The organism is Ruegeria sp. E1, assembly GCF_056534225.1.
Map to the genome: position 1 here is coordinate 1 of NZ_JBQFPE010000010.1, position 15,028 is coordinate 15,028.

General features: G+C 58.9%; 13 protein-coding genes. 3 read left to right on the forward strand and 10 right to left on the reverse strand.

Going from position 1 to position 15,028, the window contains the following annotated elements; all coding sequences use genetic code 11:
• Nucleotides 1–378: 378 nt before the first annotated feature.
• The gene (locus tag ACR0FG_RS13525; RefSeq protein ID WP_480893512.1) at nucleotides 379–2,769 is read left to right on the forward strand and encodes a sensor histidine kinase; all 2,391 of its coding nucleotides are present in this window, start codon (nucleotides 379–381) and stop codon (nucleotides 2,767–2,769) included.
• Nucleotides 2,766–3,383: a response regulator gene (locus tag ACR0FG_RS13530; RefSeq protein ID WP_170715286.1), complete on the forward strand. Its 618-nt coding sequence runs from the start codon at nucleotides 2,766–2,768 to the stop codon at nucleotides 3,381–3,383. The genes ACR0FG_RS13525 and ACR0FG_RS13530 overlap by 4 nt, the downstream gene beginning before the upstream one ends.
• A 69-nt stretch (nucleotides 3,384–3,452) precedes the next feature.
• On the opposite strand, the gene ACR0FG_RS13535 is transcribed toward ACR0FG_RS13530, so the two are convergent.
• The 8 genes from ACR0FG_RS13535 to ACR0FG_RS13570 form a co-directional block, all read right to left on the reverse strand.
• On the reverse strand, nucleotides 3,453–4,274 hold the full coding sequence (locus tag ACR0FG_RS13535) for a class I SAM-dependent methyltransferase (protein WP_480893513.1): 822 nt from the start codon (nucleotides 4,272–4,274) through the stop codon (nucleotides 3,453–3,455).
• Nucleotides 4,275–4,521: 247 nt separating this feature from the next.
• Complete coding sequence (locus ACR0FG_RS13540) at nucleotides 4,522–5,868, reverse strand: MmgE/PrpD family protein (RefSeq protein WP_480893514.1); 1,347 nt, start codon at nucleotides 5,866–5,868, stop codon at nucleotides 4,522–4,524.
• 1 nt (nucleotide 5,869) lies between these two features.
• Entirely contained in the window at nucleotides 5,870–7,051 is a 1,182-nt protein-coding gene (locus ACR0FG_RS13545; protein ID WP_480893515.1) for a M20 aminoacylase family protein, read from the reverse strand.
• A gap of 72 nt (nucleotides 7,052–7,123) precedes the next feature.
• Nucleotides 7,124–8,650: a tripartite tricarboxylate transporter permease gene (locus tag ACR0FG_RS13550; RefSeq protein WP_480893517.1), complete on the reverse strand. Its 1,527-nt coding sequence runs from the start codon at nucleotides 8,648–8,650 to the stop codon at nucleotides 7,124–7,126.
• Nucleotides 8,651–8,684: 34 nt separating this feature from the next.
• Complete coding sequence (locus ACR0FG_RS13555) at nucleotides 8,685–9,206, reverse strand: hypothetical protein (protein ID WP_480893519.1); 522 nt, start codon at nucleotides 9,204–9,206, stop codon at nucleotides 8,685–8,687.
• 64 nt (nucleotides 9,207–9,270) lie between these two features.
• Complete coding sequence (locus tag ACR0FG_RS13560; protein ID WP_480893520.1) at nucleotides 9,271–10,254, reverse strand: tripartite tricarboxylate transporter substrate binding protein; 984 nt, start codon at nucleotides 10,252–10,254, stop codon at nucleotides 9,271–9,273.
• A complete protein-coding gene (locus ACR0FG_RS13565) occupies nucleotides 10,230–11,057 on the reverse strand; it encodes a creatininase family protein (RefSeq protein WP_480893521.1) in 828 nt (275 codons plus the stop codon). Before ACR0FG_RS13565 ends, ACR0FG_RS13560 begins: the two co-directional genes overlap by 25 nt.
• A complete protein-coding gene (locus ACR0FG_RS13570; RefSeq protein ID WP_480893523.1) occupies nucleotides 11,054–11,746 on the reverse strand; it encodes an RraA family protein in 693 nt (230 codons plus the stop codon). Before ACR0FG_RS13570 ends, ACR0FG_RS13565 begins: the two co-directional genes overlap by 4 nt.
• 119 nt (nucleotides 11,747–11,865) lie before the next feature.
• Between ACR0FG_RS13570 and ACR0FG_RS13575 the strand changes: the two genes are divergently transcribed.
• A complete protein-coding gene (locus ACR0FG_RS13575; protein ID WP_480893524.1) occupies nucleotides 11,866–12,564 on the forward strand; it encodes a GntR family transcriptional regulator in 699 nt (232 codons plus the stop codon).
• Between the two features lie 45 nt (nucleotides 12,565–12,609).
• Here the strand turns inward: ACR0FG_RS13575 and nadC are convergent, their stop codons facing one another.
• Both nadC and ACR0FG_RS13585 read right to left on the reverse strand, forming a co-directional pair.
• A complete protein-coding gene (nadC, locus tag ACR0FG_RS13580) occupies nucleotides 12,610–13,458 on the reverse strand; it encodes a carboxylating nicotinate-nucleotide diphosphorylase (RefSeq protein ID WP_170715265.1) in 849 nt (282 codons plus the stop codon).
• Nucleotides 13,455–15,023, reverse strand: coding sequence for an L-aspartate oxidase (locus tag ACR0FG_RS13585; RefSeq protein ID WP_480893526.1), 1,569 nt, complete (start codon nucleotides 15,021–15,023; stop codon nucleotides 13,455–13,457). Before ACR0FG_RS13585 ends, nadC begins: the two co-directional genes overlap by 4 nt.
• Between the last annotated feature and the right edge of the window lie 5 nt (nucleotides 15,024–15,028).

Consider the following 15,028-nt stretch of genomic DNA (forward strand, 5'->3'; position numbering starts at 1 on the left):
CCCCATGCTCCTTACGGCCCTTGTTCACCAAACGACAGATCGCACCACCCGTCGGATAATAAACACCCGTAACACCACCCGTCCCAATCGTAATAAACTCCTCAGCATAAACAGCCGGCGCGAGAAAGGCGGCGGTTACAGCCGCTGTGATTGAAGATTTATTGAGCACTTTGACACTCCTGTTGTCAGTCTTTTTTGATCCTTATGAGAATGCCTGATCGACCCAAAACATGGTTTTGGAATCAGCCACCCAGATGCAGAAGAACAAAGCGAATTCAAACAACGGGTGTCTATACGGTAGATTACGTATAGGCTTGGGGGTCGAGGGGCTGGCATGATGCACGCGGGCCCACCAGTAACGACGGTCTGGACAGAAGAGTGGACACCACAGCGCAACCGGAACTTCGCCGCGATCTGGCTGAACCCGCGCGCAGACGCAGGTCGCTGCGCGCGACCCTGGCCTTATGTCTGGCGGGGCTACAATTTGTGGCGGTGTTGTCGGTCACACTGTCGACATTTGTCAGTTCGGAAAACGCGCTGTTGCGGCAATCGCGTATCTCGCTGAACGAGGTCAGCGTCAACGTCATCAGCCAGGTAAAAGGCTTTCTGACCCCGGCACGGCAGGTGCTGGATGCCACACGGCGGCTGGCCGAAAACGATGTGCTGGATATCAACGATACGGCGGCACTGGAGAGCCATTTTTTCCAGCAATTACAAGTTGCACCGCAACTGGCAGGCATATATCTTGCCGATGAAACGGGCCGTTTCGTCTATGTCATGCGTACCGAAGAACCCGGCCGTTATCGGACCAAGGTCATCCCCCCCTTTGCGCCCGAGATCACCGAACACCCGGCGGATTTCCAGTGGCGTAATGACCGGTTCACCCTGCTGGAGACAGCCGAAACCCAGACCGACACCTATGAGGCCCGCACCCGCCCGTGGTTTACAATGGTCGATGCCGCGAAAGCTCCGATCTGGACGCAACCCTATATCTTCTACACCACCCGGCAGCCGGGGATCACCTATGGCGTGCCGGTGTTGGACGACGCGGGCGAAATCCGCGCCATTCTGGGCATTGACATCCAGATCGATGCGCTGTCGGGCTTTCTGCTGGACATCTGGTCGGAACGGCGTGGCGCGGCACTGGTGCTGAACGAGGATGGCTCAGTTCTGGCGCATCCAACATTGGTGCTGATCGATCAGGATGCGGATTTCGACAATCCGGAACTGCCGATGGTGGACCAGATCAACGACGCATTGGCGCGTCAGGCCTTTGGCACCTTGGTGCAGAAAGACAAGGCCGAGGTCGAAGGCCCCGTTCATACCGATTTCGAACTGGGTGGTCAGGACTACGTCGCAATGCTGATCGACGTGTCAGAACCCGGTTTGAACTGGCTGATCGGACTCTACGCCGCCGAGGATAATTTCATCGGTGAGATCAAGAAAAACCGGGTACAGGGGATCTGGATCGCACTGTCGATCGCCATACTGACTGGTGCGATCGGGCTGGCACTGGCTGACCGGATCTATGCGCCGGTGCGCACGTTTGCCAGCCAGACCAAACGCCTATCTAGCGGGGAAATTACCCCGCAGGAGGGCCTGCACAGCCCCTATCGCGAGCTTGAAGACACCGGTGCCACGCTGACGCAGGAAGTTCGGCAGCGGCAGCGCTTTGAAACGGCGTATGACCGAACCTTTGATCTTGCCTCACGCGGAATGGCACAGATTGCGCCGGAAACCGGTCGGTTTCTGCGGGTCAATGATCAGCTTTGTGACATCATGGGCTATCAGCCAGGTGAGATGGTGAACATGACTCTTGCCGACACCCTGCCCAAGGACGCAAAGCAAATCGCCGTCAGGTTCCGCGAAACCCTTTTGCAGGATTCCGAGTTCATCGCCGAAAACCAGTTCATCCGCAAAGAGGGCTCGACCATCTGGCTGCGTGTAAACGCCATCCTGATCCGGGATGAAAACGGCGTGCCCGACCATGCTGTTGCCATTGTCGATGACGTCAGCGAACAGAAACAGGCCGAGGCCGAAGCCAGCCGCCTGAACCGGGATCTGTCTCATGTTGCGCGGGTCAACCTGATGGGAGAGATGGCATCAGGCCTTGCACATGAACTTAACCAACCGCTCAGCGCGATTTCCTACAATGTGGATGCGGCCAAGATCACACTGGACGAGATCGGAAACCCCGAGCCCGAACTGACCGAAATCCTGTCGGATATTGACCGACAGTCACGACGTGCAGGCGATATCATCCGCGCGCTGCGCGAAGTGGTCAGAAAAGACCGTGGACGCCAGGCCCCGTTCGAATTGGGCGGGCTGATCCGTCAAACGGTGACTTTGATGGAATCCGAAGCCAAGACGCATGAAATCACGCTGGACTATTCCGAAACAGACCTGCCGCATGTCACTGGCAACAGAACGCAGGTGGCGCAAATTTTGGTCAATTTGCTGCGTAATGCCATTGATGCGCTGGCCCGCGAAAATACACCAAACGGGCTGATCACAATCCGCAGCGCAATCGCCGGTGATTTCATCGAAGTTCAGGTCGAAGACAACGGGCCCGGTGTTGATGAAAACGTCACTTTGTTTGACACGTTCGATACTCAGAAAACTGACGGAATGGGGCTTGGCCTGTCGATCTGCCGCACCATCGCCAAAGCCAATGGCGGTTCCATCTGGTATGAACCGACAGACGGCACAGGCGCGCGCTTTTGCTTTACCCTCAGACGCAGCGACCGGCCCGAGGAGAGCGCGACATGACAGTTCAGGGGGCCAAGGTTTACATTGTCGATGACGATGATGATGTCCGTATTGCGCTGTCACGCGCGCTTAGCAAACGCGGCATGTCCGTCGAACATTTTGCGGACGCTCAGGCGTTTCTTTCCAGTGTAAATGAAGATGCCGAGGGATGCCTCGTGCTGGATTACGGAATGCCGGGAATGGACGGGCTGGATTTGCAGGACCACCTAGTCGCACAGGATTCAACCATTCCGATCATCTTCATATCGGGGCACGGCGGCATCCCGGAATCTGTTCGCGCCACCAAGGCTGGGGCCATCGATTTTCTTGAAAAACCCTTTGACCTGAAACAGTTGATCGAGCGTATCGAGACCGCGACAACGCTAGGCGCAGAACTGCGCGCGAAGAAGGCGCGGCGTCGGGAGATGTCAGAGAAACGCGCCATGCTGACGGAACGGGAAGAGCAGGTGCTGCATCACATCCTGACCCACCCTTCCAAAAGCTCCAGCAAAGAGATTGCGACAGAACTGGGGATTAGCCCCAGGACGGTCGAGATTCACCGGGGGCGTATTCAGCAAAAGGTTGGTGTGAACTCGACCATTGAGCTGTTCAACTATTTCGGCCCCAACGGTTGAACGGTCCTTGGGCAGCGATGTTCTATTACGTCTTTGCCCGGTGCCGGTTTCAAACCGTTAGATGGTCCTTTATATCATTTGGGCGGAACGGCGGGCACGGATCATTAGTAGAAACGCGGCCTGATCCCGCCAGCGGGCAAACCGGGATTGCTGGCGTATCGCGGCTTCGTCAGGAACCGGTTCCTCTAATCGGTCAATGACAAACCCGGCCTCCACGATTGCGTTGATCCAGTCGGCAAGCGTACGGGGAAAGCGAGGCACCAAGAACGGTTCTGCTTTCTGGTCATTGGCTTCCGAAACGGGTCGTGCCGAAAAGCGCCACTCCTCCGTAAAAGCTGTCCGGTCATGATATCGATCAACGATCAGGCCAGTTGTTCGTCCTGCCGCATCCTTTTCCCAGCGCAACCCGGGTGAAATGTGACAGGGGTGTAGAACCGAGAAGGCCAGCAACCCACCCGGCCGCAACAGCCGAAACGCCTCGCGCAGGGCGCCGGAAAGATCAGGACCGTCCATGAGGGCAAGGGTCGACACCACCCGATCAAAAGATCGGTCGGGAAATGAGGTGCGCTGGGAAAAGGATGCAACATGATAGCAAACACCCAAAGGGTCCTCTGCTTCGGCTGCGCGGGCATGGGTAATCTGACGATCCGAGAGGTCAATGCCGGTCATCCGAGCACCAACCCTGGCCAGTCGACGCGTGTTTGTTCCTTCGCCGCAACCGAAATCCATCACATCAAGGCCCGACACATCGCCGAGAAAACGCCGGAACGCGGGCCATGTGAACAGATCGCGATAGGTATCATATCCCGCCCGAACATCCGCGGTCCATTGATCCGCGTTGTCGTTCCACCGGTCGGCGACGTGCTGATCGGCTTTGTTTGATTTGGTCATACCTGGCTATCTCCCGCGCCTTGGCTGCCGCCGTGTCGTGCTTGGTCCGGTCGACATGGGTTCCGCCCGGGCTTAGGGATCATAGCGGCGTAGGTTAGAAAATGCCTGTGATAATTCCGAGTCGCCCTCGGTACCCAATCGGTTTTGCATTGCTTCGACCGAGAGCGGGTCATGCAGAGATCGCCATCTCGCCTATTTTAAGAGCTAAGTCAGGTTGTCCCGGAGATCTGGCGCCGCAGATTGAGCCTTATTCATTGAATAGTGGATCAAGTGGCGCGAGAGAGCCCAATATTGCGATCCTTTGCAGTCGCTTATAAAGGTCACTGGCGCTTTGGTTTCTGCCCATGCAATCCAGAAATTTCTCCTGTTTCTGTGCATCGGAGAACGGTTCGGTAAGGCTGCCTTTGGGATTACGCCGAACTCTTTCTATCTGGGATCCATCCCTGAACGTAGCGGTCAGGATATGAGGTAGAAAATCCTCGGCGGCCTCTTCTTCGGCAGTATAGTGGGTCATCTTGATGCGGTCGAGCAGAGGTTCATCCGCATGGGCTGCCACTCCTTCTGGAGTGAAATCCGCCACGCTCAAGCGGCCCGCCCGCACCACGCGCGCGATGCAATATGACATCGAAAACCGGGCTTCCATTTCGTTTTTGGGATGCTTGAACGGCATGTTCCTATAGTTCGCTATGCGCACCTTGACCGAGATGTCTGCGATGTTCTCGGGGGTGATCACCCCTTCGTCCTGCAAATCCAGCGCCATGTCGATGGCCATATGACTGGACCCGCAGCAGGCGAACCGTTTTGGCATGACACCAGCGGTTTCGATATAGTGGGGCATGTCAGGGGCTACGTTGAGGTCGGCATAGCCGCGAGGCTCTTTGCCACCGAAAAGTTCAACAAACCCCTGCTCGCGTTCGATGATATCGTCGTGCCCGGACATGCCAGCTCGCGCCAGACGGGCGGCCTCGATAGCATTCTTTGCGCCCATTCCCGCGTGGAACGGTTTGACGGGCGCCCCGAACTGGGCCTTGCTGCCCGAACCGAAGCTGACGGCCAGCGACATCGCGCGCACGATTTGCACCCGATCGAACTTCATCATCGAAGCCACGCCAGCCGCCGTTCCGATGGTGCCAATTGTCGACGTGCTGTGCCAGCCAGCTGTGTAATGAGAGGGCACGACGCCTGCGCCAATTAGGCCTTGGACCTGCAACGCGACAAGATAGGCCTCAACGACTTGCGCACCGGATGCGTTCAGCTCGTCGCCGATTGCCAGCAAAGCCGGAACCGAAACAGCGGAGGCGTGGCTGAGCGCGGGGCGGAAATTATCGTCGAAATCCAGCGCATGGGCTGCGGTTCCATTGATTGCGGCGGCAATGGCAGCATCTGACCGCCCGCCGCCAATCAGCCGCGCGGGGCCGTCCTGAGTCGACCCCGACAAATAGGCCTGTCGCACGCTGAGCGTCGCCGGGTCATCGCGCCCCAGATACATACATGCGACCGTGTCCGTGATCGCATCGGCTGCAAGTGCGCGCTGGCGTTCCGTCGATTGGTACGAAATGCACCAATCCGCGATGCGTTCCAGAACGGTGCTCATATCAGTTGGGCATGCAGGTCGGGGCCAGCACGGTTTCAACCACCTCGGCAAACCAGGCCGCGCCGACTGGCAGAACATCATCGTTGAAATCGTAACGCGGATTATGAAGCGGCACTGATTGTACTCCGGCCTTGGTTGTGCCGATCCGCGCGAAACACCCCGGGCGGGCCTGGGCCAAGAACGCAAAGTCTTCGCCCCCCATCGCAGGCGGGCGCTTCATCATCACGTTGTCAGCGCCAACAACAGCAATCGCTGCACCCATGCCAAAATCAGTCGGTGCGTCCGCGTTGATCACAGGCGGATAGCCCCGCCGGTAGTCGACGGCAACCTCGGCCCCCATTGTGGCAGCTGCATTGTGGGCGACTTCGGCAATCAGCCTTTCGAATTCGTCCTGCACCTCAGGTGTTAGACTGCGGGCGGTGCCGTGCAGTTCGGCCACCTCGGGGATCACGTTGCCTGTTGTTCCAGCATGAAACTGCGTCACCGAGATCACGCCATTCTCCAACGGATCGATGCGGCGCGAGAGGATCGTCTGTAGTGACAAAGCAACCTGCGCCCCAGCGATCAGAGGGTCAACGGTGTGATGCGGACGAGCAGCGTGCCCGCCCTTACCCGTGACTGTGATCGAAAACCGGTCGGACGCGGCCATTGTAGGGCCCTTGACCACGCTCATCATCCCTTCTGCCAGCAGCGGGTCGTTGTGCTGTCCAAAGACCATGTCAGCAGGAAACTTATCAAAAAGTCCGGCATCGATCAGGCTTTTGGCACCGGCCAGCCCTTCCTCGGCAGGCTGAAAGATGGCATGAACTGTGCCCGAAAACCGACGTGTCTGCGACAGGTATTTCATCGCCCCCATCAGCGTCGCGGTATGCCCATCATGGCCGCAGCCATGCATGACCCCCGGTACGGTCGAGGCCCAGGGCACATCGCCCTGATCCTCCATCGGCAGCGCATCCATGTCGGCCCGCAAAGCAACCGCACGGTTGCCGTCGCCTGCGCGCAGGGTTGCCACAATGCCGGTCTCGGTCAAGCGTTCGAACGGGATGCCCCATTCGGTCAGGTGCCGGGCCACGAAATCCGAGGTTTCGAACTCCTTATAGCCCAGTTCAGGGTGGGCATGTAGATGTCGGCGCCAGCTGGTCATTTCACCGGCAAAGGCGGTGATTTCAGAAGGAATGGCCATAAGAAACCTCATACATTGAAAAGGCCCTGCCCTCTGCCTGCGTATGGCAGAGGGCGGATGCTGTGTTTGAGATCAATCGTCCTGAATCGCGGCCAGCGCCTTGTTGATCCGTGCCTTTCTGACTCGCATGATGATCATGATCACCGTCAGGATCAGGATGGTCAGCGAGATCGGGCGTTGGAAAATGATCCACAGGCCGTCATTGGCGAGCAGCTGGGTCTGGCGCACCGCGCGCTCCATTCCGCCGCCCAGAAGCAAGGCAATCATGAACGCAGGAATGTTGTAGTTGTAGCGCCGGAACAGATAGCCAAGGACGCCAAACAGTACCATGATCCAGACGTCGAACAGCGACGAATGCAGCACATAAGCCGACGAGACCGAGATCATCAGGATCAGCGAATAGGTGATCCGCGCAGGCACCGCCAGAATGATCCGTCCGATCATCGGGCTGAACCAGAAGCCCACAACAAAGTAGGCGACGATACAGAACAGACCGGCGCTGAACAGTGCATAGATCAGGTTGGCGTCTTCGGTGAATACTTGTGGCCCGACTGTTATGCCGTGGATCAGCATCGCACCCGCCAGCAGTGCTGCCTGCGTCGAACCGGGAATGCCCAGTGTCAGCAGCGGGATCAGGTTGGCGCCAGAGGTCGCGTTGTTGGCCGCCTCTGATGCTGCAACGCCTTTGACCTCGCCATTGCCCCATTCGTCATCGGGCTTGGCCTGCCGTCTGGCTTCGCCGAAGGACAGGAACGACGCAACCGAGGCGCCGATGCCCGGGAACATACCGACCGAGGCGCCGATGAACATCGACCGCACGATTGTGGGCAATACGCGTAGATAGTCCATCAAACCAAACGTGTCGTCGGGTTTGCTGACCTCGTCCTTGCGCCCTTTCTGATCCTTGTGCGAGGTCGCACCGAAATCCTTTACATCAAAACGGTGGAACACTTCGCCAACCACAAAGATCCCAATCAGCGCCGGAACCAGCGGCAGGCCATCCATAAGCGGCAGCTGATCGAACGTCATGCGCAGATTGCCCGAGATCGGATCGAACCCAACCAAAGCCATGGTAATGCCGAACAGGGTGCTGATGATGCCCTTGATCATCGATTCACCAATGATCGATGAGATCACGACAAAAGCCAGAATATAGATCGTCACCAGTTCAGGCGGACCGATTTTGACAGCATAAACTGCCAGATAGGCCGCGCCGAAGATCAGCAGACACTCCGAGAAGAAATCACCTGTCGCGGATGCCGCCGTCGCCGCACGCAGCGCCTTTACCGGGTAGCCCTTCCGCGCCAGCGGATGACCTTCGATCATAGTCGCCGCCGCGGAAGGGGTCCCGGGAGTGTTGAACAGAATTCCGGGGATCGAACCGCCGAAATCCGATGACTTTGAGATCGTGTACATCAGGATCAACGCGATCAGCGGATCCAGATAGAACGAGAAAGGTAAAAGCAGGGCGACTGCGGTTGTACCGCTAAGCCCGGGAACGGCCCCGACGAGAATACCCGCAACCGAGCCGATGATAGCGACAAACACCGCGCTGGGGCTGGTGATGAACGCCGACATACCTTCCAGGAATGGAGACATATTCTATTTCCTTTTGATCGGTCTTCGGATGCGTTCAGAACGCGGCAAAGAAATCACGGCGCCAGGTGGGCACCTTGTCGTTCAACCCGGTCGAGATCAGTGCGCCGTCGCCTTCGGTGATGCCCAGGACAAAGAAGAACAGCAGGTAGGAAAACAGGGTGAAGCACACCGCAATCGTCGCTTGCTTGCGCCCGAATTCGCCGGTGAACAGGCTGACCGCGACAAATCCCACAACCACGGTTGCGATGATATACTCGGCCGCCCAGAAGAGGATCGGGTAAGAACAGCCCACCAGCGCAATCAGGATGCCGCGCCGTGTCATGAAGGGCTGATACGTGTCCGGGTCCTCGTCCGTTCGCGCCCGTGCGGCTGGGGATAGAACGACCACTGAAAGCAAAATGACCGACAACACGATGATGGCCAAAGCGAAGGCAACTCCGCTGTCTTGCGCAATCCCGGCTAAGCCACCAACTGACAGCAGATCATACGCGCCCGCCAGAAAAACTACGATCATGAAGAGACCGAACAGGATCTCGCCATCAAGCCATTTAGGCATCTTTCCCTCCCAATTTTCGTTGACCGAAGGCAGCGTACCGCCTCCGGTCCTGATCAAGATGCTCTTACAGAGAGCCTGCAACCGAGTCGGTCGTCGGGCGCCATGCGTCCATGAGTTCTTTCATGTGCTCATGCGTTTCAGCACCATCCATGAACACGACATTCAGGTTGGCGTTCTTGACTTTTTCCTTCGTGGCCGGGTCGTCTATTGCAAATTTGAACGCTGCGGTCAGCTCGGCAACAACTTCATCCGGCGTATCCTTGGGGGCCAGCACGATGTACGGCGCAGGCATTGCAACGAACTCGGTGTTCTGTTCCGCGAAGGACAGCATGTCGGGGGCCAGACCATCACGTTCTTCAGCCATAACGCCGATGGCGCTCATGGTGTCGAGGTTGGCCAGATAGTGGTGCGTGCCAACCACGCCAAAGGCCACCTGATCGCCGATGATCGCCGCTCGGGCCGGGGCACCGCCTGCAAACGGGACGTCCTGCACCTTGTCCTGCAGACCGTTGGCCAGCAACCAGCTGGTCATGGCGACATCGGTGATAGACCCTTTGCCGGTATGGGCCCAGCGAAGCTGCTCGCCTGCCGCATCCGCGTCCAGAATGGCTTGCTTCAGATCGGCAACCGAATTCAGGTTGCGCGCCTTGGGGGCAACAACAGCCAGGTTCGCCACTGCAACATGCGCCACCGGCTTGAAGTCGTTCAGAACGTCAACCCCGGTTTCCTTAACCATGGTTGCAATCATGGCCGAGCCCGAGATCATCACGATGGTTTGGCCGTCAGCTTTTGCAGGTTTGGTGTATTTAAGGCCGATCAGCTGACCCGCGCCGGGACGGTTCGCCACCACGATGGGCTGATCGTCCAGCGCTTCGGTCAGAGCCGGAGCAAAAATGCGGGACAGTGTGTCAAGCCCGCCACCGGGTTTTGCGCCCACAACAATAGTGACCGGCCCGTTCGGGAAGTTGTCGGCGGCAGTTGCCGCACCGGCCATAGCGGCCAGTGCGATCGTCGCGCTTGCGGCTACGCTTTTGAGTGTTCTGTACATGGTCTTCTCCCTTGATTGGTATGCGCAGAATTGAGGTTGAAGTAAGCATCCACAAAGCGGGTCAGCTTATGCAGAATGTTGTCGAAGAAGATCTTGCCTGCCTCGGCACTGAACGGCACGTTTTCACCGTTGATTTTTGCGTCTTCGCTGATGTCTTCAGCATAAACGGGTAAGTTTATGTCGAGATCCTCGAACTTGCCTTGATGCATCGAGACAAGGGGGATTCCGTTCATCTCGCCTTTGCCTTTACGATGCACGTCCTGCTGCGGGGGGCAGTCATCGGGGAACAGATAGCGGCTGAGCGAGCCCATCGGCTCGGTCCCGTGGCCTTTGGCGCGAATTCCGAACTCGGGCTGGGCACGGTTCCACACGTCGTCATCGAACTTGCCCCAGACATTAACCGACGGAATGATGATGCCGTGCTTGGCACGCGCCAACCGAAGCTGATTGGCGATGATCCCGGAATTGCCGCCATGCCCGTTCAGGACAAGGATATTCCGAATGCCGTCCCGAATGAGGCCGTCCACGATCTCCGAGAAAACGGCGGCAAATGTCTCGGCTGACAGGGCAATGCCCGCAGGCGCATTCTGAAAATAGGTGGCATGACCAAAAGGCAGCGTCGGCACGGTGATACAACCTGTCACCTCGGCCAGTCGTTTGGCCAGTTCATCGACCAGCCGGTAATCCCCCATGGGCGTGTAACACCCGTGTGGTTCGGTCGAGCCGACCGGAATCAGAAAGGGCGTGTCGGCGGCAACAGCCGCACGGGCATCCAAGCTGGTGGTCGCTGCAAGATCGGTCATTGCGCTGTCTCCAGCTTCACAGCGAATTGCGCAACCAAGTCATCGGCACCGGACAAAGCGCCAAGAGTGGCCCCTGCCTTCATGTCCGCGCGGCGGCGGGTGCTTGTGTCTTCTTTCGCTGCCGCTGCTTTGACAAGCTCTGCGGCTTCGGCCCGGGGAATGCAGATCACTCCGCTATCGTCGGCCATGATCAGATCGCCAGCATGAACAACAACGCCGCCGCAGTTGATGGGCAGATTGAGGCAGCCAGCGGGGCCGGTCCGACGCGTGGTGATGGGTGAAACACCGCAGGACCAAACAGGAAAGTCGTGCTCGCGGATTTCGTCGGGATCGCAAATCGGGCCATCCACAATGGCACCCGCCGCGCCCGACTGCACCAGCCCATAGGCAACATTGCCGCCAAGACAGGCAAGACGAGTGTCCCCTGCCCGATCGATCACGACGATGTCGCCGGGACGCACCCGTCCCGACGCATAGTGCAACAGAGTCGAATCCGGCGTGGGCAACCGCAGCGTCACGGCTGTTCCCATGATGCGTTTGTCGGACTGGCGCGGGGTGATGCGGTGATGATCCAGAAAGCCGGTCCACGTTAGATGACCGACCGTTGCGACCGAGACACCGGACAGCATCGACAAGATTTCGCCGTCGATCTGGTCCGGCATGGGGGCTATGTCGTAGCGTCCAATCATATGTTCGAACATTTCCTTTATATCGAAGATTAGAAAATTAGTATCAGAAACATAATTATCGGTCAATAATTTCAAATTCGACTATTTTCTGATGCCCGATCGCATGTTAAACATGAAGAATGCGCACGGATATTTTGCCCAACTCGGCGGCCTCGACCGCCAAAGAGCCCATAACGAACCGAATCTATGATTCGATTCTCGAGGATATTCGGTCGGGCAAGCTGGAACCCGGACAGAAGCTGAAAGTGCGTGAGCTGACATCCGAGTATGGCGGCTCCACCGGATCCTGCCGCGAAGTCCTGAACCGGCTTGCGGGTGAGCGCTTTGTGCAAACCAAAGGCATGACCGGTTTCAGCGTCCGCGATCTGTCCTCGGAAGATCTGGTCGAGGTGCTCGATCTACGGGACCAGCTGGAATCGCAGGCCTTTATCAAGGCGATCCAGCATGGGGATACCGAGTGGGAAGAACGCATGGTTCTGGCGTTTCACAGGCTGGAACGCGAGCGCGCGCGGGAAGGAACCTCGCTTATCGAAAGGGAATATTTCCACCGGGAATTTCATTTGGCCCTGATCGGTGCACATACCTCGGAATGGCATCAGTTCTTCATCCGGACACTCAGCCTGCATTCCGAGCGGTACCGCCGGATTCTGCTGCCCAAGAGGATATTCGAACCCGAATACGTCCAATTGGTTGATGAAGAACACGCGCAGATCATGGGTCTGGCGATGGAACGCCGCGCCGAAGAAGCGGCAGCAGCATTGAAGAAACATCGCTCAAGATCTCGAACCGACCTGTTGGCAGCCTTGGAGGGGCGCTAGTCTTTTGGCGCAATTGCGCCGTACCGTCGGTCCTGGCCCTAAAGGTCAAAAATCCAGCCCCAAATCCATCGTCCGGTAGGAATGGGTCAATGCACCAGACGAGATATAGTCGACACCCGTCGCAGCGATCCCCGCCACTGTGTGCTTTGTCACGTTGCCCGAGGCTTCGGTCACCAAACGCCCATCGATCATAGCGACCGCATCGCGCAGTAAGTTGGGCGTCATGTTGTCCAGCAGCACCACGTCGGCACCGCCGACCGCAAGCACCTCGGCCAACTGGTCCAGCCGGTCGACCTCGATCTCGACCTTCATCATGTGTGAGGCGGCGGCTTTTGTCGCTTCAAGCACGGGGCGCACTCCGCCAGCCGCTGCTATATGATTGTCCTTGATCAGAATGGCATCGGACAGCGAATAGCGATGATTGAAACCGCCACCGTGCAAAACCGCCTGTTTCTCGACCATGCGCAGACCGGGCGTGGTCTTGCGGGTGCAGGTGATCCGCGCCTTGGTCCCTGCCGTCTCGGAAACGAGGGCGGCAGTTTGGGTGGCGATCCCACAGAGCCGTCCGGCAAAGTTCAGCGCCACCCGTTCGGCGCTGAGGATCGACGCGGCGTCGCCTTCGATCTCCATCAACGTATCGCCTTTGACGCAGGGTTGACCGTCAGGGAAATGAGTTGTGACCTGCAACGACGGGTCCACAAGACGGAAGGCAATCGCCGCGACCTGCATACCCGACACGACGGTATCCTCGCGCGCGTTCAGCTTTGCGCGATAGGTGGTTCCGGCGGGGATCACCGTGCGCGTGGTGATGTCGCCATAGCTGCCGAGGTCTTCCAGCAAAGCGGCGCGCACCAGCGGTTCCAGGATCAGATCGGGCAGGTTGGCTTGGGTCATTTCAAATCCTTTGCAATCCGATCACGCAGTGCCAACGCCTCGGGCAACGTCAGGCGCGACCGCTGGCCGGGATCAGGCCGTGTTTCCGGGTAATCGGTGCGATAATGGGCACCGCGACTCTCCTTGCGCAACAACGCGGCAGCCGCAATCAGAGTGGCGGTGGCCGTCATGTTGCAAAAGCTGTCGTCCGCGCCATGTGCCGCCTCTAGTGCGGCGATGTTTTGCAGGGCCGTGCGCAGCCCCTGCGCGTCGCGCTCTACGCCGACATGATTGGTCATCGTCTGGCGCAGGCGGTTGATCGCCTCTGGATCAGAGGGGTGATCTGCAGGCATAAACTCTGGCGCAACCGGGGCACATGCGGTTAGATCGGACAGCCCTTGCGCCATATCCATCGCGCAGGCGCGGGCAAAGACCAACGCCTCAAGCAACCCGTTCGAGGCCAGCCGATTGGCACCGTGCAACCCGGTCGAGGCTGCCTCGCCACAGGCCCAGAGATTGTCCAGCGACGTGCGCCCGTTCAGGTCCGTTTCAACGCCGCCCATATGATAATGCGCCGCCGCTGCGACCGGGATCGGGGTCGCGACCGGGTCAAGCCCGTTGCGTGCGCAGGCTGCAGCCACGGCGGGGAACCGAGTGAGGATCTCAGGCCCAATCGCGGCGCGGGTATCCAGAGCCGGGCGATTGCCTGCCTGCGTCTGAGCGTAGATCGCGCGCGCCACCACGTCGCGGGGGGCCAGCTCCGCATCCGGATGTGCCCCCACCATAAACCGTTGCCCATTCCGGTTGATCAGGATCGCCCCATCACCGCGCAGGGCTTCGGTTGCCAGCGGCGCAGGGTCTTCGCCAACATCAATGGCGGTGGGATGGAATTGTACGAACTCAGCATCTGCGATAACGGCCCCGGCGCGCGCGGCCATGCCGATCACCTGACCCCGGATACGAGCCGGATTGGTGGTCAGCGCATAAAGCCCGCCCGAGCCGCCTCCGGCCAGCAAACAGGCGGAGCCGCGCAGGATCACCGGGTCTGACCCGCCCTCTGTGGAAGCGGCGATGACCACACCCGTCACCCTGTTGCCGTCGGTTTCCAGCCGGATCGCCTGCGCCCCTTCCAGAACCTGCACCGACGGCGTCTGGCGCAGCTCTGCAATCAGCGCGCGCATGATCTCGGTCCCGGCCTGATCACCCTGGACGCCAACCACGCGCGCTGCACTATGAGCCGCCTCACGTGACAGGACATATCCGCCCTCGGCGTCGCGGTCGAAATCGGCGCCCAGATCGGTCAGATCAAGGATGTGGTCGCGAGCCGCGCGGGTGACATAGTCTGCGACCTCGCGCAATACCGCGCCTGCGCCTGCGCGCTCGGTATCTTCGGCGTGGGCGGCGGGGCTGTCGGTCGGGTCCATCGCGGCAGCGACCCCACCCTTCGCCCAGGCCGAACTGGCCCCCGTTCCCAGCGCGTCAGGAGAGATCATCACCACCGGGTGCGGCGCCAGTTTCAGCGCCGCATAGATCGCCGCCAACCCGGCCCCGACAATAACCACTCGGTCGGTGGTAATGCTGCGCATCGGTC

Coding starts and splice junctions, on each gene's coding strand:
- ACR0FG_RS13530 (WP_170715286.1), top strand. CDS start 2,766: ATGACAGTTCAGGGGGCCAAGGTTTACATTGTCGATGACGATGATGAT.
- ACR0FG_RS13535 (WP_480893513.1), bottom strand. CDS start 4,274: ATGACCAAATCAAACAAAGCCGATCAGCACGTCGCCGACCGGTGGAAC.
- ACR0FG_RS13540 (WP_480893514.1), bottom strand. CDS start 5,868: ATGAGCACCGTTCTGGAACGCATCGCGGATTGGTGCATTTCGTACCAA.
- ACR0FG_RS13545 (WP_480893515.1), bottom strand. CDS start 7,051: ATGGCCATTCCTTCTGAAATCACCGCCTTTGCCGGTGAAATGACCAGC.
- ACR0FG_RS13550 (WP_480893517.1), bottom strand. CDS start 8,650: ATGTCTCCATTCCTGGAAGGTATGTCGGCGTTCATCACCAGCCCCAGC.
- ACR0FG_RS13555 (WP_480893519.1), bottom strand. CDS start 9,206: ATGCCTAAATGGCTTGATGGCGAGATCCTGTTCGGTCTCTTCATGATC.
- ACR0FG_RS13560 (WP_480893520.1), bottom strand. CDS start 10,254: ATGTACAGAACACTCAAAAGCGTAGCCGCAAGCGCGACGATCGCACTG.
- ACR0FG_RS13565 (WP_480893521.1), bottom strand. CDS start 11,057: ATGACCGATCTTGCAGCGACCACCAGCTTGGATGCCCGTGCGGCTGTT.
- ACR0FG_RS13570 (WP_480893523.1), bottom strand. CDS start 11,746: ATGATTGGACGCTACGACATAGCCCCCATGCCGGACCAGATCGACGGC.
- ACR0FG_RS13575 (WP_480893524.1), top strand. CDS start 11,866: ATGCGCACGGATATTTTGCCCAACTCGGCGGCCTCGACCGCCAAAGAG.
- nadC (WP_170715265.1), bottom strand. CDS start 13,458: ATGACCCAAGCCAACCTGCCCGATCTGATCCTGGAACCGCTGGTGCGC.
- ACR0FG_RS13585 (WP_480893526.1), bottom strand. CDS start 15,023: ATGCGCAGCATTACCACCGACCGAGTGGTTATTGTCGGGGCCGGGTTG.